We start from the raw sequence: 18,112 nt of genomic DNA, 5'->3' as shown, positions 1-18,112 counted from the left end.
CCTCACCCACCCCCCTATTCCACCCCCTCCCCCCCCCCCCTCGCTCTCCCTCTCGGCCCCCCCCCCCGTTCGGCTCACCGCGGGGGGGGGGGGCCCCCCCCCCCCCGCCCCCCCCACGGACGTGGTCAGCGCCGCCGGACCAGCTTGACCAGGCCCTTGAACGTCTCCTCCAGGCCGGAGGAGAACGGGTTGTCGTTGACCAGGTAGGTCCAGGTGGTGTTCGGGCGCTGCACGCCCGCCTCGGCGAGGTGCGCGCCGTCGGCGTCGATCTCCACCTTGGTGAAGGTCTCCTCCGCCTCGTCCCACGCGTCCGGGATGATCTTGTGGTAGGCCGGGATCGCCTCCCGGTGGAACTCGTCGAGCGGGTTCTGCCGCGCCAGCGCCCGCAGGTGGATGCCTTCGCGCAGGTCGGTCAGGAACGTCAGGTGGTCGCTCCACCGCTGGTCGAGGTGGTGCAGCGCGATCAACCGGGCCGCGTCGGCCTTGACCTCGTCGTCCAGGTCCTTGATCTCGTGGGCCTTGTCCGGCTTGCGCTCGGACAGCTCCTGCCACGCCAGGTCGGTGCGCAGCAGCTTGTCCCGGTACTCCAGCAGCAGTTGGCGCTGGTGCTCGATCAGCTTGTTGTACCGCCAGGTGTTGCGGTGGATCTCCAGGTGCACGCCCTCGGCGACGCGCTGCGCGTGCTCCACGGTGTGCAGCGTGCCGGAGTCGGTGACGCGGCCGTCGTCGTCCACCTCGGTCGGCTCGTCGTGGTCGGGCACGTACTGCGTGACCAGGTCGTCCTGCAACGAGGAGAAGAACACCGACCCGCCGGGGTCGCCCTGGCGGCCCGCGCGACCGCGCAGCTGGTCGTCCAGCCGGCTGCTGGAGTGGCGGCCGGTGCCGATCACGTAGAGGCCGCCGAGCTCGGCGATGCGCTCCCGGTCGGTCGAGTCGTGCCCGCCGAGCCGGATGTCCGTGCCGCGGCCCGCCATCTGGGTCGACACGGTGATCCGCTGGTACGAGCCCGCGTCGGCGATGATCGCGGCTTCCTCGGCGTCGTTCTTCGCGTTGAGGACCACGCACTCCAGGCCCGCCTCGCCGAGCTTGCGCGACAGGCGCTCGGACTCGGCCACGTCCAGCGTGCCGACCAGGATCGGGCGGCCCGTCTCGTGGATTTCCTTGATCTCGGCGACGACGGCCGCTTCCTTCTGCTCCAGCGTCGCGTACAGGCGGGGCGCCTCGTCCTCGCGGATCGTCTCCACGTTCGGCGGGATGACCAGCACTTCCAGCTGGTAGAAGTCGCGCAGCTGCTCGGCGACGGCCACCGCGGTGCCGGTCATGCCGCAGACCGTGGGGTAGCGGCTGAGCAGCGCCTGGACGGTGATCGAGTCCAGCACCTCGCCCGCGTCCGTGGTGGCCACGTTCTCCTTGGCCTCGACCGCGGCCTGGAGGCCGTCGGGCCAGCGCTGGAGCTTCGCGATCCGGCCCCTGGTGTCGTTGATCAGGTGCACCTTGCCGTCGCGGACGATGTAGTCCACGTCGCGGTGCAGCAGGACCTGCGCGTGCAGGGCCACGTTGACCTTGCTCAGCGTGGTCGAGACGTGCTCGTCGGAGTACAGGTCGATGCCGCCGAGCGCCCGTTCGACCAGCTCGCTGCCCGCGCCGGTGAGGTAGACGTTGCGCTCTTCGTCGTCGATCTCGAAGTGCAGGTCGCGGCGCAGCCGCTTGACCAGGTCGGCCAGCGCCGGGTCGACCGCCGGGCCCGCCGTGGAGCCGGCCAGGACCAGCGGCACGCGCGCCTCGTCCACCAGGACCGAGTCCGCCTCGTCGACGAGGGCGACCCGCGGCTTGGGCACGATCAGGTTGCCCTCGTCGGTGGCCAGCCGGTCGCGCAGCACGTCGAAGCCGATCTCCGAGACCGAGGCGTACATGACCTCGGCCTGGTAGGCGGCGCGGCGCTCCTCGGGCTTGGAGCTCTGGTTGATCCAGCCGACCTTCACGCCCATGAGGTCGTAGAGCGGGCCCATCCACTCGGCGTCGCGCTGGGCCAGGTAGTCGTTGACCGAGACCACGTGCACCTGGTCGCCGCGCAGCGCGAAGCCGGCCGCGGCGATGGCGCCGGAGAGCGTCTTGCCCTCACCGGTGGCCATCTCGACCACGTGGCCCTCCAGGAGGCCGAGGGCGCCGAGGATCTGCACGTCGAACGGGCGCAGGCCGAGCGCGCGGTCGGCGGCCTCGCGGCCGAGCGCGCACACCTCCACCAGCTCGGGGCGGCCGAAGTCCGACTTGTCGCGCAGCGCGGCGGCTGCGGCGGTCAGTTCCTCGTCGCTGAGCTTCTTCACGCGTTCGGCCTGCTCGTTGACCTCGTCGAGCAGCTTCCGGTAGGGCGTGAGGTCGGCGGAGCCGGGCTTCTGCGCGAACCGACGCATCCGCTGCTTGAACCGTCCCAGGAGAGTGGTCACGGCACGGCAACGTACGGCAAGCGCACAACGTTCCGCACGTCACCCGGTTGACAGTTCACTCCTGAGCTGCGTCGGCCGAGTCGGTCCAGTGCTCCGTCACGGTCCGTAGAAGTGCGGGCGGTGCCGCCGCCGAGCGGGCTAACTCGTCCGGTTCGGGGTGGCGGGGCTGCCGGAGCGCTCCCAATCGTGACTACTGGCCGATAGCCTCCGACTCCCAGGCGTGACCGCGTCTCGTAGGGGGCGACGTGCTGAAGCGATTCGTCAAGTTGCTCGACGACGTGCTCGCCGACGAAGGCTCGTGGGCGATCGTCAAAGCAGTCGTCGGTCTCATGTCGTTCGCGGTGCTCTTGGGCGCGATCCTGGGAAACACGGCCGTCAAAGCGGGCGCGCTCGTGGCGGCCGTTCTGGTGGTGCTCTCCCTCGGACTGCTCCTGCTGGCCGATCGCCGCGGCCTGGTGCGCGAAGTCGAGAAGCACAAGGGCCTCGTGTCCAAGTACTCGAAGATCGTGGCCGACGACCGGCACCCGTCATACGGGATAATCACCTGGGAAGCGCAGGTCACGGTCGAGCCCAACGGTGACGCGCGCAGGCAGGTGACCATCCGGGCGAAGGTGCTGAACGACCTGCGCGTCCTGCGCCTGGTCGAGGGGTGTGGCTGGCCCCAGCCCGCCAAGTACCGCCGCAAGGTCCGCGTCGAGGTGCGCAAGCTGCTGGTCGGCGACCTGCCCGGTGCGAGCCTGAGCACGACGGTGGCCTGGTTGAAGGACGGGCAGCTCGTCCTGATCGTGCACTTCCCGGAGCCGCCGAAGGTGGACAGCGAGATCACCATCACCGTGGAGTTCGTGTGGCCGGGCATGTGCGCCCCGTTGATGCGCGACCGGGAGCCGGACACCTTCACGGTGAGGTTCGCGACTCCCGTCGTCTACGCGCGGTACAAGGTCGCGCTGCCCCGGGGTTACGACGCGTATGTGGAACCAGTGGGTTTTGAGGAGGACGCCAACGGTTTCGCGGCGGGCCCGGCGAAAGGGGAGGACGGCCGACCGGTGTTCCTCTTCGAAGGGGTCGACCTGCCGGAGCACGAGAAACTGGGTATGCGACTCCAACTCAAAGGGCAGGGCGACCCCTCGTGAGGTAGCCCTGCCCTGGCGGGTGGCTGCGGCCGAACTCAGCCGTCATTCCCACTTTCCCCGCCGATGGATCCATATCCGATCAAAGCGGCCTCTTCCGTGTGGCGTTGCGAGGCAGAGGCTATTGCCATTCCGGGTGGAATCTCAAATCGTTGACACGTTCGTGTCAGACCTTGTGCGTCTCCCTCAGCCCGAGCACCGAGGCCAGCGTCACCACGCCCATGGCCAGCAGGAACGCCGACACCGAGAGCGACGTGCCGGTCGCCACCAGCAGCGCCGTCATGATGAACGGTGTGCCGCCGCTGACCAGGATCGACGCCAGCTGGTACGCCAGTGACGCGCCCGAGTACCGCACCCCGGGCTCGAACAGCTCCGCCAGGTACGCCGCCACCGGCCCGTAGACCAGGCTCGACCCGACACCGGACACGGCCAGCGCGACGAAGATCAGCCCCAGCGACGCGGTGTCGACCAGCCAGAAGTACGGGAACGCCCACACGATCATCGCCACCGCGCCCGCCACGATCAGCGGACGCCTGCCGTGCCGGTCCGACCAACGCCCGGCCAGCAGGATCACCGGCACGCTGACCAGCGACGACAGCAGCGTCACCACGAGCACCGAGTTCCGCGCCAACGCCAGCTCACGCGTCGCGTAGTCGAGCACGCCCGCGATGCTCACGTAGAACACCGCGTTGGACGCGAACATCAGCCCCGCGCCGAGCAGCACAGGCTTGCGGTGCGTCCGCAGCACCTCCCGCAACGGCGCGGGCGCCGGCCCGTCGCCGCGCCGTTCCTTGATCTCCCGGAACACCGGGCTGTCCTCCACCTTCAACTGGATGAACAGCACCACCGGGAAAAGCAGCGCGCTCGCCAGGAACGGCACCCGCCACCCCCACGTCGCGAACGACGCAGCAGGCACCGTCGCACCCACGACCAGGAACGCGACGTTGCCCAGGATCACGCCCAGCGGCACGCCCGCCTGCCCGAACGTCCCGGCGAACCCACGCCGGCCCGGCCCCGCGGTCTCCGTCAGCAGCAGCACGACGCCGCCCCACTGCCCGCCCACCGCGATGCCCTGCAGGAACCGCAGCGCCACGAGCAGCACCGGCGCCATCACGCCCAGCGTCGCGCTGGTCGGCAGCAACCCGATCAGGAACGTCGCCGCGGCCATCAGCGCCAGGCACGTCACCAGCGCGGGCTTGCGGCCGAACTTGTCGCCGACGTGCCCGAACACGAGCCCGCCGACCGGCCGGGCGATGAACCCGGCCCAGAACGTGCTGAACGACAGCAGCAGCCCGATCAGCGGCGACGCCTCGGGGAAGAACAACTTCGGGAACACCAGCGCCGCGGCGGTCGCGTAGATGAAGAAGTCGTACCACTCGAGCGACGAGCCGACGAGCCCGGCCGCCATGAGTTTGCGCAGCGTGCGCCGCTCGGGGGGAGCGGTCGTGACCATGTGCTTGTTCCCTTTCACCAGGTGTCCACGAACGGGCGTTTCTTGCCGACCCGGTCGGCACGCGGTGCGGCGTCCGGGGCGGTGAGCAGGGTGGTGATCCAGCGCCGCGTGTCCGCCGGGTCGATCACGTCGTCGATCTCGTAGGCGGACGCCACGTTGAGCGCCTTGCCGTGCTCGTAGGCGGCCGAGACCATCGCCTCGAACACCTCCTTGCGCTGCGCCGGGTCGTCGACGGCGTCCAGCTCCCGCCGGTACCCGAGCCGCACCGCGCCCTCCAGCCCCATCGGGCCGAACTCGCCGCTCGGCCACGACACCGCGAACAGCGGCACCTTCAAGCTGCCCGCCGCCATCGCCTGCGCGCCCAGCCCGTACGCCTTGCGCAGCGCCACGAACCCGAACGGCACGTCGAGGTTCGCGCCGGCCACGAGCATCCGGGTCAGGTGCCGCACGGTCGCGGTGCGCTCGGCGTCCGGCCCGACCATGAACCCCGGCGTGTCGCACAGCGACACCACCGGCAGGTCGAACGCGTCGCACAGCTGGAGGAACCGGGCGGCCTTGTCGGCGGAGTTCGCGTCGATCGCGCCGCCGAGGTGGCCGGGGTCGTTCGCGATCAGCCCCAGCGGCCTGCCCTCGACCCGGACCAGGGCGGTGACGATGCCGCGGCCGAACTCGCGCCGCAGCTCCAGCACCGAGCCGGTGTCGGCGAGCGTCTCCACCACGGTCCGCACGTCGTAGGCGCGGACCCGGTTCTCCGGCACGAGGTGCCGCAGCAGCCGCTGGTCGGGGCACTCCCAGGCGTCGGTTCGCGTCCCACCGGCGTGTCCCCGGAAGTACGACAGGTACTTCTTGGCCACCGCGACGGCCTCGGCCTCGTCGGACACGAGCACGTCGATCACACCGTTGGGCGCCTGCACGTCGACCGGCCCGATCTCCTCGGGCCGGAACACACCGAGCCCGCCGCCCTCGACCATCGCCGGGCCGCCCATGCCGATGGTCGCGTCACGGGTCGCGATGACCACGTCGCACGTGCCGAGCAGCACGGCGTTGCCGGCGAAGCAGCGGCCGGACGCGATGCCGACCAGCGGCACCAGTCCGGACATCTTGGCGAACAGGTGGAACGCCAGGCAGTCCAGCCCGCTGACGCCGCCGTGGTCGGTGTCGCCGGGCCGCCCGCCGCCACCCTCGGCGAACAGCACCACGGGCAGCCGCCGCTGCTCGGCCAGCTCGAACATCCGGTCCTTCTTGGCGTGGTTGCGCAGACCCTGCGTGCCCGCCATGACCGTGTAGTCGTAGGACATCGCGACGACCTGGCCGCCGTTCACCCGGCCGACGCCCGCCACCAGCCCGTCCGCGGGCGTGCGCTCGACCAGCTCGTCCAACGACCGGCGGCGGCGTTGCGCGGCGATGGCCAGCCCGCCGTACTCCACGAACTCCTCGCACAGGTCGGCGATGTTCTCCCGGACCGTGCGGCGGCCGGCCGCGTGCCGCTTCGCCTCCGCCTCGGGGCGGGAGAAGTCGTGGCGCGCCAACGTTTCCGCGAGGTCCGGCCGCACGTCGTCCAGGTCGACCTCGACGGCCTTCTCCTCGACGGCCGGGTCCACGCCCTCGGCCAGCAACGCCCCTTCCGCGACCGTGTCGCCGACCTCGACCAGCACCCGCGCGTCGCCGATCGGCACGACGTGCTGCATCTTCATCGCTTCCACGACGACCGTGCCGGACTCGATCGCGACGACCGTTCCCTGCACGGGAGCGCGCGCTCCGGTGTCCTCACGGGGCAGTGAATCGACCAGGCCGGTGTGCGCTTTCAGGACGTCCGGGTGGTCCAGGAGCCCGCGCAGGAAACCGATGTTGGTCCGCGCACCGTCCACGGTGAACTCGTCCAAGGCCCGGCGGGCCCGGCGCAGCGCGGTCTCCAGGTCGTCGGCGTGCACCACGACCTTCGCCAGCAACGGGTCGAAGCCGAGACCGGCCCGGTAGCCGACGGACGCGTGCGTGTCGACCCGCACGCCAGGTCCCGTTGGCGGGACGAACGCCGACAGCCGTCCCGCGGACGTCAGGCTCACCCGCAGTTGCAGCGCGCTGCCGCGTGGCATGTGGGTCAGGTCGGGCTCGACCTCGGCCGCGAGCAGCAGTTGCGCGCGCACCAGGTCCAGCCCGGTGACCTGCTCGGTGACGGTGTGCTCGACCTGCAACCGCGGGTTGGCCTCCAGGAACGCGAACCGGCCGTCCGGCGCGAGGAGGAACTCCACCGTGCCCAGCCCGGTGTACCGGACGGCGCGCGCGATCGTGGCCGCCGCGTCGTGCAGCGCGGACCGCAGGTCGGGGGAGAGGTCGGGCGCGGGCGCGACCTCGACCAGCTTCTGGTGCCTGAGCTGCAACGAGCAGTCGCGGTCGCCGAGCACCGTCGTGCCGACCAGCTGCACCTCGACGTGCCTCGCCGGTTCGAGCAGCTCTTCGACGAACACCGTGCCGTTGCCGAACGCGGCCAACGCCTCGGCCCGGCACCGCTCGACGGCGGCTTCGAGGTCGGCCAGGCGCCGCACCACGCGCACGCCCTTGCCGCCACCGCCGGCTACGGCCTTCACGACCACCGCGCCGTGGGTCTTGAAGAACTCCTCGAACCCGTCCTCGGCGCCCGCGAGGACCGGCACGCCGACCTCGGCGGCCAGGGCGCGGGCCCGGCTCTTGTCGCCGAGCAGCTCCAGCACTTCCGGCGGCGGTCCGACGAACGTCAGCCCGGCCTCGGCGCAGCGGCGGGCGAACCGGGCGTTCTCGGCCAGGAACCCGTAGCCGGGGTGCACCAGGTCGCACCCGTCGGCGGCGGCGAGGACGGCGTCCACGTCCAGGTAGGAGCCTCGCAGCCGGACGGCGCGGTCGGCGAACCGGCCGTGGGCGTCGTCGGAGTCGGTGACCAGGGCGACGGTCCGCCAGCCGAGGTCGGCGGCGGCGCGCAGCACCCGGACGGCGATCTCTCCCCGGTTGGCGACGAGCAGGGTGGGCACTTCAACCTCCTGAGCGACCGCTTAGTATGTGACCGCGGTCGCATACTGGCACCCGGGCTCGGCGTTCGTCCAGAGGGAACCGATGCGCCCTTCCGGGCGTCCTTGGGGAAACCCGAGCTCAAGGGCGTGACCCACAGCAGGCCAGGAGGCACTCACCGTGGTTTTCAAGAGGATGTTGCGCGCGTTCGGAGTCGGCGGTCCGTCGGTGGACACGGTGCTGACCAACCCGAACACCCGGCCCGGTGAGGCGCTGACCGGCGAGGTGCGCATCGCGGGCGGCGACCACCCCGCCGAGATCGACGAGGTCAAGCTGTCCCTCGTCACCCGGGTCGAGGTGGAGAGCGGCGACAACGAGCACAACCGCAACGTCGAGTTCGCGCGGGTCGTGGTCGGTCAGCGGATCAGCGTCGCGCCGGGGCAGAACCTCGTGCTGCCGTTCCAGTTCCCGGTGCCGTTGGAGACGCCGGTGACAGTCGTGCACGGGCAGCACCTGCACGGCATGACGATGGGTCTGCGCACGGAGCTGGAGGTGCGCGGCGCCGTCGACCCGGGCGACCTGGACCCGGTGGCCGTGCACCCGGTGCGCTCGCAGGAGCACGTGCTCAACGCGTTCGGCGCCCTGGGGTTCCGCTTCCAGCGCGCGGACAACGAGTCGGGGCGTATCCGCGGCGTGCCGCAGCAGCTGCCGTTCTACCAGGAGATCGAGTTCCTGCCGCCGGCGCAGTTCCTGGCCAAGATCAGCCAGCTGGAGCTGACCTTCGTCACCGACCCGCACCGGCTGTACGTGGTGCTGGAGGCGGACCGCCGGGGTGGGCTGTTCCGGGCGGGCGGCGACTCGTTCGGGCACTTCGCCATGTCCCACGATGAGGTGATCCGCACGGACTGGGCGGCGCTGCTGCACCAGTGGATGGACCAGGTCTCCGGCAGGCGATCTTCCCACGGTTTCGGCCACTAGGGCGGCTCGCGCGGACGTCGCCGCGGCGCGTGGACGGGGCTCGCCCGACCGCCGCTGGCGCTGCGGACGGCGTCTGCGGTGGGGATGATGACCGGTGAGGCCCTCGACGAGGTCGGGGACTTCTTCGAAGGCGACTAACCCGCAGGAGGCATCGTGGGCATCGGCGGTGTGATCAGCGCTCTGATCGTGGGTCTCATCATCGGTTTGCTGGGCAAGCTCATCGCGCCGGGCAAGCAGGCCATCCCCATCTGGCTGACGATCATCGTCGGCATCGTGGCGGCGTTCCTGGGCACGTTCATCGCCCGGGCGCTCGGCGTGGAGGACACGCCCGGCATCGACTGGATCGAGATCATCGTGCAGGTGATCATCGCCGCCATCGGCGTCAGCCTCGTCGCAGGGTTCTACGGCAAGAAATCCGTCCGCTAACCCCACCCCAACCCGCGTGTCGAACCTTCACGTCCCGCGTGTCGAACACTCGCGTCCCGCGTGTCGAACGTTCGCGACCTCCGAGTTCAACACTCAGACCACCTCGAGAGCACGTTCGCGCCCGCTGGGTCCGTCCTGAGCGTTGAATTCGGGGGTCCTGGGCGTTCGACACGCGGGACCTGAGGGTTCGACACGCGCGGGGTTTAGGGGGTGCGGACCATGCGCAGGACCAGGTCGGCGTAGAGGTCGCCGATCTCGGCCGGGGTGCGGCGGCTGGAAGGCTGGTACCAGCGGGCCACGTCGATGCACAGCGAGAGCACCGCCAGGGTCGCCCCACGCACGTCGGGCACGTCGAACACGCCCGCGGTCACGCCGGCGGAGATCATGTCCCGCACCGCCGCCTCGATCCGCCGTCGCAGCTCCACCACCTCGGCCAGGTGCTCGGGCGTCAACGCGCTCAACTCGTACTGCACGACCCGCGCCGTCGTGTGGTACTCCGCGTGCCACGACGCGAACGCCCGCACGGCCGCCGCCAGCCGCGCCACCGGGTCCACCTCGGACACGCCCGTCAGCACCGACAACGACGTCGCGTGCCCGATCCGCGAGATCTGGAACAGCAGTTCCTCTTTGGACCGGTAGTGGATGTACACCGCGGCGGGTGACATGCCGGCCTGCGCCGCGATGTCACGGGTCGTCGTCGCGTGGTACCCCCGCACCGAGAACGCGGCGACGGCGGCGATCAGCATCCGCCTGGCCGCCGGCGGCGTCACCGAGGACCACGTCTCATCCAGGAGCGCGAACTCACCACTGGTCGTCGTCACAGCCGGTCCTCCTTGACACGAACCCGAACGATACCGCAGGCTAAGCACACGCTTAGACCTAAGCAACCGCTTAGTATGGAGGAAACGAGAGTGCGCCGCTCGCTGTTCGAACCCGACCACGAAGCGTTCCGCGAGACCGCGCGGGCGTTCTGCGACCGCACCCTCACCCCGAACTACGAGCGGTTCGTGGAGCAACGCCACATCGACCGCGACGTGTGGCTCGAAGCGGGCAAGCAGGGACTGCTCGGCCTGGAGGTCCCCGAGGAGCACGGCGGCAGCGGCGCGAACGACTACCGGTTCAACGCCGTGCTGGGCGAGGAGCTGTCCAAGGTCAGCGCCGGCATGTCGTCCTGCCTGGGCATCCACGGCGACGTCGTCGCGCCCTACCTGGTCGACCTGTGCACCGAGGAGCAGAAGCAGCGCTGGCTGCCGAGGTTCTGCTCGGGCGAGATGACGACCGGCATCGGCATGACCGAGCCCTCCGGCGGCTCCGACCTGGCCGCGCTCAAGAGCAACGCCGTGAAGCAAGGCGACGACTGGATCCTCAACGGCTCCAAGACGTTCATCACCAACGGCTTCTCCGCCGACCTGATCGTGGTCGCCGCACGCACCAGCCCGGAGAAGAAGGCCAGGGGCATCACCCTGTTCGCCGTCGAGACCGGCATGAAGGGCTTCGAGCGCGGCCGCAAGCTGGACAAGGTCGGCCAGCCCGAGTCCGACACCGCCGAGCTGTTCTTCGAGGACGTGCGGATCCCGGCCGAGAACGTCATCGGCGAGGTCGACCAGGGCTTCATCTACATGATGGAACGGCTGCCGCAGGAACGCCTCGGCGGCGCGATCTCCAACCTGGCCCACGCCAAGCAGATCCTGCTCGAGACGATCGAGTACACCAAGGAGCGCAAGGCGTTCGGCCAGGCCATCGGCTCGTTCCAGCACAACAAGTTCACCCTCGCCGAGCTGGTCACCAGGATCGACGTGACGCAGGCGTTCCTGGACCAGTGCACCGACGCGCACACCCGCCGCGAGCTGACCGCCGTGGACGCGGCGAAGGCCAAGTGGTGGAGCGCGGACGTGCAGAACGACGTCATCGACGCCTGCGTGCAGCTGCACGGCGGCTACGGCTACATGACCGAGTACCGCGTGGCGCGCGCCTGGATGGATGCCCGGGTGACCCGGATCTGGGCCGGCTCCAACGAGATCATGAAGGAACTCATCGGCCGCGACCTCGGCCTCTAGACACAGGAGCACCGCCATGCCCGAGGCTGTCATCGTCGCCACCTCGCGCTCCCCGATCGGTCGGGCGCGCAAGGGTTCGCTGGTCGACCTGCGCCCGGACGACCTGGCCGCGCAGATCGTCGGGGCCGCGTTGGACCAGGTCCCGGAGTTGGACCGCGCCGAGATCACCGACCTGCACCTGGGGTGCGCCGAGCCGCAGGACGAGCACGGCCAGAACGTGGCCCGCCGCATCGCCGTCCAGCTCGGCCTGGACACCCTGCCCGGCACCACGGTCAACCGGTTCTGCGCGTCGTCCGTGCAGACCGCGCGCATGGCCTTCCACGCCATCAGGGCGGGCGAGGGGCACGCGTTCGTCAGCGCCGGCGTGGAGTGCGTCTCCCGCTACCGGCACGGCGACCCGCACTTCAACCCGCTGTTCGACGCGGCGCGCGAACGCACCCAGCGCACCGCCGAGACCAACGAGCCGTGGCACGACCCGCGCGAGGACGGCGAGCTGCCGGACTACTACATCGCGATGGGCCAGACCGCCGAGAACGTCGCCACCGCGCTCGGCATCAGCCGTCGTGACCAGGACGAGTTCGGCGTCCGCTCGCACAACCTGGCGGAGAAGGCCATCGCGGACGGCTTCTTCGCCCGCGAGATCACCCCGGTCACCCTCCCGGACGGCACGGTCGTCGCCACCGACGACGGTCCGCGCCGGGGCGTCACCTACGACGCCGTGTCGGCGCTCAACCCGTCGTTCCGTCCACAAGGGACCGTCACGCCCGGCAACTGCTGCCCCCTCAACGACGGTGCGGCGGCCGTGGTCGTGATGAGCGATGTGCGTGCCGAGGAGCTGGGCCTGACCCCGTTGGCGCGCATCGTGTCCACCGGCGTGTCCGGGCTCTCGCCCGAGATCATGGGGCTCGGCCCGGTCGACGCCACCAAGCAGGCGCTCGCGCACGCGAACCTGACCATCGGCGACATCGACCTGGTCGAGATCAACGAGGCGTTCGCGGTGCAGGTGCTGGGCAGCCAGCGCGCGCTCGGCATCGACATGGACAAGCTGAACGTGCACGGCGGCGCGATCGCGCTGGGCCACCCGTTCGGCTCCACGGGCGCCCGCATCATGACCACCCTGATCAACGGGATGCGCGCCCGTGACGCGCAGTTCGGGCTGGAGACGATGTGCGTCGGCGGCGGTCAGGGCATGGCGATCATCCTGGAGAGGTTGAGCTGAATGGGAATCCTGGACAAGTTCCGGCTGGACGGGCAGGTCGCGATCGTCACCGGCGCGTCGTCGGGCCTCGGTGTGGCGTTCGCCAAGGGTCTCGCCGAGGCGGGCGCGGACGTGGTGCTCGCCGCACGGCGGGTGGATCGGCTCAAGGACACCGCGCGGCTGGTGGAGAGCACCGGTCGCCGTGCGCTGATCGTGCAGGCGGACGTGGCGCAGCCGGACGACTGCCGTGAGGTGGCGCGTGCGGCGGCGGAGTTCGGCCCGGTGCACGTGCTGGTGAACAACGCGGGCGTGGCGTCGGCGGTGCCCGCGTCCCGGGAGACGCCCGAGCAGTTCCTCGGCGTCATGGACGTCAACCTCAACGGCGCCTACTGGATGGCGCAGGCGGCGGCGGCCGTGATGGCGAACGGCGGATCGATCGTCAACGTCTCCAGCGTGCTCGGCCTGGTCTCGGGTGGCCTGCCGCAGGCGGCCTACTCCGCGTCCAAGGCGGGTCTGCTCGGCCTGACCCGCGACCTGGCGCAGCAGTGGACCGGCCGCAAGGGCATCCGGGTCAACGCGCTCGCGCCCGGCTACTTCGCCTCCGAGATGACCGACCAGTACCCCGAGGGCTACCTCGAAGCGCACATCTCCCGGCTGCCATTGGGCCGCGTGGGCGACCCGGAGGAGCTGGCCGCGGCCGTCGTCTTCCTCGCGTCGGCGGCGGGCGGCTACACCACCGGCGCGACGTTCGTGGTCGACGGCGGCGTGACCCTCGGCGGCTGAGCTCCCGACTTGTAACCCACCGCGGCGGCGCGACGATCTAGCCTCGTAGGCAGGGGAGATCGCCGTCCGCACGGGGGAGTTCCGTGGTCGTGAAGAGCTCGACCGAAGAGCCCGCATTAGTCATCCTCGACCCGCCGAGATCGGTGTTCCGGCGCAAGCGCTTCCTGCTGCCGTTCGGCATCTCGGCGGGCATCGCCCTCGTCGGCGCCATCGTCCTGTTCGCCAACGGCGTCGCCGCGCTGCCGTTCCAGAGCATCACGATCGTCCGCGCGATGATGGCCTCGAAGGTCGAGTTCTTCTCCGACGACCAGGTCCGCCGCATCCTGCTGGCCAACGGGATCCAGGTCCACCTGACCGACTCCGGCGGCTCGCAGGAGATCCCCAGGACCGAGGAGGTCGCGGCGTTCGACTTCGTCATGCCCTCTGGCCAGGTCACGGCGCGGCAGATCCACGACAAGGTGGGCGGCACGCCGTTCTACCCCTTCACCACGCCACTGGTCGTCGCCGCGTTCCGCGACTACGCCGAAGCGCTGGACGCGCGAGGCGTGGCGGACCCGCAGCCGGGTGACGACGGGCTCTACTACTCGCTGAAGATGCAGGACTTCGTCGACCTCACCCTGGCGGGCACGACCTGGGCGCAGATCGAGGGCGGCGGGCTGAAGAACGGGAACCGGATCATCGCCCAGTCGCCGGACCCGTGCCGGGCGTACTCGGGCGCCGCCTACCTCGCGCTGGTGGCGTTCGCCGCCAACGGCCGCAACGTGCCGACCTCGGCCGACGCCAAGGCGGTCGGGGCGCGGATCAAGCCGCTGTTCGAGGTCGAGGGCCAGTTCGGCGCGGGCATCGGCCGCACGTTCTTCGGGCCGGACGGCCGCACGTTCGCCCCCGTCGGCGTCATCTACGAGCACCAGTACCTGGCCTACCAGATCCGCACCAAGGAGCGGACCGGGTCGGTCGACCGCGACCGCGTGCTGCTCTACCCCGACGCCCACCACCACGCCGAGCCGTGGCTGATCGCGTTCAGCGAGGCGGGGGAGAAGGTCGGCCGGCTGCTGAACGAGAACGCCGACCTGCAGCGGCGCGCGCTGGAGCTCGGCTTCCGCCTCGGCCGTGCGGGCAGCGCCTCGGTGGGCACCGTGCTGACCGAACGCGGCATCGAGGTGCCGGACCCGGGCGCGGGCGACACGGAGGCGTTCCTGCCCAAGTCCGAGGACCTGATGACGATGATCGCGGAGGTCGGCCGCTGCCCGGGCGGGGTGCCGCTGTGAGGGCTGCCCTGGCCGCGGCGCTGCTGGTCGCGGCGTTCCTCGCCGGCTGCGCCCCGGCCAGGCCCGACGCGGTCACGTTGACCGTGCTGGCCAGTTCGGAGCTGGCGGACCTCGCGCCCGTGCTGGCGGACCTGCGCCGGGACACCGGGGTGGAGCTGAAGCTGGACCGCCGGGGGACCGTGCGGGCGAGCGCGGAGCTGGCCGCGGGCGTGGACCACGACCTGGCGTGGCTGGCCACGAACCGGTACCTGAGGCTGACGGGCGCGGACCTGCCGCTGTCCGCCAGCACCATGCTGTCGCCGCTGGTGCTGGGTGTGAAGGCCAACAAGGCGGACGGGTTGCGCGACGCGTCGTGGGCCGACGTGGCGAGCCGCGCGGCGGCGGGGGAGCTGCGGTTCGGGATGGCCGACCCGAGGGTGTCCGGCAGCGGGATGGCGGCGTTGATCGGGGTGGCGACGGCCGCCGCGGGCACCGGTGCGGCGCTGCGCGCCGAGGACGTGACCTGCGACAAGCTCCAGGGCTTCCTGACCGGACGGGCGTTCGGCGCGGCCGGCGCGGCGGAGGTCGGTGACGAGTACGTGCGGCGGCAGGACGAGGTGGACGCCGTGGTCGCGTACGAGTCGACCGTGCTGTCGCTCAACGCGTCCGGGCAGCTGCGCGAGCCGTTGGCGGTCGTGTACCCGAGGGACGGCATCGTGCTGTCCGACTACCCGTTGATGCTGCTCAAGCCGGACAAGCGGGCCGCGTACGACCGGGTGGCGCAGTGGCTGCGCGCGCCGTCCGCCCAGCGCTCGATCATGGAACGCACGCACCGCAGGCCGGTGGATCCGCAGGTCGAGCGCACGGAGAAGCTGCGTGAGCCGATCGGCACCGGGCTGTACTTCCCCGGCACGCAGGAGGTCGTGGACACCCTCCTCGCCGCCTACGACCGGGCCGGTCAGGCAGCCCGGGTGGTGTTCGTGCTCGACCACTCGACGTCCATGGCGGGCGCGCGGATCGATGGGCTGCGGGAGGCGTTCGCGACGTTGAGCCGGGCGGGCGGGTTCGACCGGTTCCGGGTGGGGGAGACGGTCGTGCTCGTGCGGTTCGCGGGCGCCGTGATGGAGGAGCGTTCCGTCGTCATCGGAAGCGCTGCGGATCTGGAAGGGCTGGCCACCGCGTTGACGACGGCCGAACTGTCGGACAGCGGCACTGCGATCTGGTCGGCGATGGACCACGCCTACCGGATCGTCGGCGACGGCACGGTGGTGCTGATGACCGACGGCGAGAACAACGCGGGGATGAGCGCGGACGAGTTCCTGGCCGCGTGGCCGGACCCGCCGGCGCGCACGTACGCGATCCGGTTCGGCGAGGCCGACCCGGTGGAGCTGGACCGGGTGGCGCGGGCGACCGGCGGGCGCGTGGTCGACGCCGGCTCCGGGTCGCTGCTGGAGGCGGTGAAGGAGATCCGTGGCTGTCGATAGAGCGCTGTGGTGGTCGGTGTGGTGGCCGTGGGCGGTGCTGTGGATCGCGACCGCGCTGGCCCTCGTCGTGGCCCTCGGCGTCGGCGTGTGGGCGTGGCGGTCTCGGCACCGGTTCACGCCGTCGCGCGAGGTCCCCGGGCTGACCATCTACCTGCACGAGAAGTCCGTGATGGACCTCTACCAGGTCGGGCGGTACGGCGACGCGATGACCAAGGAGGTCGTGGACCGGGTCGGCGTCACCAAGGACGGCAAGATCGCGTTGAAGGGCCTCGACCTGGGCGTGGAGGGCGCGCGGACGTCCGGGCGCGAGGTGGTGAAGACCTACATCGAGCAGTACGAGCCGATCGCGGTGGTCGGCGTGCTGCTGGACGCGCTGGAGGCGGCGTCCGGTGTCGTGCACGTCGACCTGCGCGACCTGTCCGTGCGGCGGAACACGGCGTTGGAACAGCACCTGGAGCAGCACGTGGAGCAGCACGTGGAGCCGGTCGACGTGGTGCGGCTGCGGCGGATCGACTCGTACGTGTCGGTGAAGGGCGTGTTCCGGGTGGCGTCCGACGGCGACGGCACGACGGTGTTCCTCGCGCCGTTCGGCGACCCGGATGACCCCGAGGCGGGCCCGCAGGTGCGGGTGGAGTGCTACAACGCCGGGCTGCGCGACGACGTCGTGCCCGAGGGCGGCTTCCAGGCGCGGTGCCTCGGCAAGGTCCAGGCGTGGAAGGCGGATGCCCGGCAGCTGGTCATCCGGCCGATCGCGATGTTCCAGTGATCGGTCGTGCGATGCTTGGCGCATGGCATCGGTACCGGAGCGGCTGATCGACGCCGCGACGCGGTTGTTCGCCGCCAAGGGCTTCGACCGGGTCGCGGTGCAGGACATCGTGGACCTGGCGGGCGTCACCAAGGGCGCCATGTACCACTACTTCGGGTCCAAGGACGACCTGCTGCACGAGATCTACGGCAGCCTGCTGCGGATGCAGACCGAGCGGCTGGACCACTTCGCGTCCGGGTCCGCGCCGGTGGCCGAGCGGCTGCACGCGGCGGCGGTCGACGTCGTGGTCACGTCGGTGGACAACTTCGACCAGGCGCGCGTGTACTTCCGCTCGGCCGACCACCTGGCCGAGGACAAGCGGCGCGAGATGCGGGCGGAACGGCGGCGCTACCACGAGCGGTTCCGGTCGCTGGTGGAGGAGGGGCAGGCCGCCGGCGTGTTCCGCGCGGACGTGCCCGCGGACCTGACCGTGCACTACTTCTTCGGCACCGTCCACCACCTCGGCCAGTGGTACAGCGCCGACGGGCCGTTGTCGGCCAAGCAGGTCGGCCGGCACTTCGCGGACCTGCTGCTCGCGTCCCTGCGTCCCGTTTCGGAAGGTTCTTCGTGAAGTCCCACCTGCACCGCTACCTGCGGACCGCGCGTGAAGCGATGCTGTGGAAGCTGGAGGGCCTGTCGCCCTACGACGTGCGCCGCCCGTTGACGCCGACGGGGACGAACCTGTTGGGCCTGGTCAAGCACCTGGCGGGGGTCGAGGTCGGCTACTTCGGCGAGACGTTCGGCCGCCCGTTCCCCGAGCCGCTGCCGTGGGCGGGCTTCGACGACGAGCCCAATGTGGACATGTGGGCGACGGCGGAGGAGTCCCGTGAGGACGTCGTCTCCCTGTACCGCCGCGCCTGCGCGCACGCGGACGGGACGATCGAGGCGCTGGACCTGGACGCGCCGGGCACCGTCCCGTGGTGGCCGGAGGGCCGCAGCGCGGTCACCCTCCACTTCGTCCTCGTCCACATGATCGCCGAGACCAACCGGCACGCGGGCCACGCCGACATCGTCCGCGAGCTGATCGACGGCACGGCAGGCCTGCGCGCGGACAGCGACAACCTGCCCTCGGTGGACTGGGAGACCTACCACGCGAAGCTGGAACGCGTCGCCCGCGAGGCGCGGGACTGA

Annotated in this window: 15 protein-coding genes; 11 read left to right on the top strand and 4 right to left on the bottom strand. The window is 70.9% G+C overall.

Annotated elements, in window-relative coordinates:
* Positions 1-125 precede the first annotated feature (125 nt).
* Positions 126-2,444 (bottom strand): accessory Sec system translocase SecA2, encoded by a 2,319-nt coding sequence (secA2, locus tag AB0H12_RS41510; RefSeq protein WP_499631072.1) that lies wholly within the window; start codon positions 2,442-2,444, stop codon positions 126-128.
* 245 nt (positions 2,445-2,689) lie between these two features.
* On the opposite strand from secA2, the gene AB0H12_RS41505 reads away from it, so the two are divergent.
* Positions 2,690-3,574 carry a hypothetical protein gene (locus AB0H12_RS41505; protein ID WP_499631070.1) on the top strand — a complete coding sequence of 295 codons (885 nt, stop codon included), beginning with the start codon at positions 2,690-2,692 and terminating at the stop codon, positions 3,572-3,574.
* Between the two features lie 163 nt (positions 3,575-3,737).
* Here the strand turns inward: AB0H12_RS41505 and AB0H12_RS41500 are convergent, their stop codons facing one another.
* Positions 3,738-5,042 carry an MFS transporter gene (locus AB0H12_RS41500; protein WP_499631067.1) on the bottom strand — a complete coding sequence of 435 codons (1,305 nt, stop codon included), beginning with the start codon at positions 5,040-5,042 and terminating at the stop codon, positions 3,738-3,740.
* On the bottom strand, positions 5,039-8,026 hold the full coding sequence (locus AB0H12_RS41495) for an acetyl-CoA carboxylase family protein (RefSeq protein ID WP_499631064.1): 2,988 nt from the start codon (positions 8,024-8,026) through the stop codon (positions 5,039-5,041). The genes AB0H12_RS41500 and AB0H12_RS41495 overlap by 4 nt, the downstream gene beginning before the upstream one ends.
* Positions 8,027-8,183: 157 nt before the next feature.
* Between AB0H12_RS41495 and AB0H12_RS41490 the strand changes: the two genes are divergently transcribed.
* Positions 8,184-8,981 carry a sporulation protein gene (locus AB0H12_RS41490; protein ID WP_499631061.1) on the top strand — a complete coding sequence of 266 codons (798 nt, stop codon included), beginning with the start codon at positions 8,184-8,186 and terminating at the stop codon, positions 8,979-8,981.
* Positions 8,982-9,134: 153 nt separating this feature from the next.
* A complete protein-coding gene (locus AB0H12_RS41485; RefSeq protein WP_053718253.1) occupies positions 9,135-9,407 on the top strand; it encodes a GlsB/YeaQ/YmgE family stress response membrane protein in 273 nt (90 codons plus the stop codon).
* 203 nt (positions 9,408-9,610) lie between these two features.
* Here the strand turns inward: AB0H12_RS41485 and AB0H12_RS41480 are convergent, their stop codons facing one another.
* Positions 9,611-10,153 carry a TetR/AcrR family transcriptional regulator gene (locus AB0H12_RS41480; RefSeq protein ID WP_499631075.1) on the bottom strand — a complete coding sequence of 181 codons (543 nt, stop codon included), beginning with the start codon at positions 10,151-10,153 and terminating at the stop codon, positions 9,611-9,613.
* Positions 10,154-10,318: 165 nt separating this feature from the next.
* Between AB0H12_RS41480 and AB0H12_RS41475 the strand changes: the two genes are divergently transcribed.
* The 8 genes from AB0H12_RS41475 to AB0H12_RS41440 all read left to right on the top strand — a co-directional run bounded on the left by AB0H12_RS41475 (position 10,319) and on the right by AB0H12_RS41440 (position 18,112).
* On the top strand, positions 10,319-11,464 hold the full coding sequence (locus AB0H12_RS41475) for an acyl-CoA dehydrogenase family protein (protein WP_499631059.1): 1,146 nt from the start codon (positions 10,319-10,321) through the stop codon (positions 11,462-11,464).
* Positions 11,465-11,480: 16 nt separating this feature from the next.
* Entirely contained in the window at positions 11,481-12,683 is a 1,203-nt protein-coding gene (locus AB0H12_RS41470) for an acetyl-CoA C-acetyltransferase (protein WP_499631057.1), read from the top strand.
* Entirely contained in the window at positions 12,684-13,445 is a 762-nt protein-coding gene (locus AB0H12_RS41465) for an SDR family NAD(P)-dependent oxidoreductase (protein ID WP_499631055.1), read from the top strand. It abuts the gene before it with no gap.
* A gap of 89 nt (positions 13,446-13,534) precedes the next feature.
* A complete protein-coding gene (locus tag AB0H12_RS41460; RefSeq protein WP_499631053.1) occupies positions 13,535-14,713 on the top strand; it encodes a hypothetical protein in 1,179 nt (392 codons plus the stop codon).
* The gene (locus AB0H12_RS41455; protein ID WP_499631051.1) at positions 14,710-16,176 is read left to right on the top strand and encodes a vWA domain-containing protein; all 1,467 of its coding nucleotides are present in this window, start codon (positions 14,710-14,712) and stop codon (positions 16,174-16,176) included. Before AB0H12_RS41460 ends, AB0H12_RS41455 begins: the two co-directional genes overlap by 4 nt.
* Positions 16,163-16,942, top strand: coding sequence for a hypothetical protein (locus tag AB0H12_RS41450; RefSeq protein ID WP_499631049.1), 780 nt, complete (start codon positions 16,163-16,165; stop codon positions 16,940-16,942). The genes AB0H12_RS41455 and AB0H12_RS41450 overlap by 14 nt, the downstream gene beginning before the upstream one ends.
* A gap of 22 nt (positions 16,943-16,964) precedes the next feature.
* Entirely contained in the window at positions 16,965-17,552 is a 588-nt protein-coding gene (locus tag AB0H12_RS41445) for a TetR/AcrR family transcriptional regulator (RefSeq protein ID WP_230571307.1), read from the top strand.
* A complete protein-coding gene (locus AB0H12_RS41440) occupies positions 17,549-18,112 on the top strand; it encodes a DinB family protein (RefSeq protein ID WP_499631046.1) in 564 nt (187 codons plus the stop codon). Before AB0H12_RS41445 ends, AB0H12_RS41440 begins: the two co-directional genes overlap by 4 nt.

It is taken from the genome of Actinosynnema sp. NPDC023794 (assembly GCF_040639675.1).
In the GTDB taxonomy this organism is placed as follows: domain Bacteria; phylum Actinomycetota; class Actinomycetes; order Mycobacteriales; family Pseudonocardiaceae; genus Actinosynnema; species Actinosynnema luteola.
This window is presented reverse-complemented; position numbering and strand designations above follow the sequence as displayed.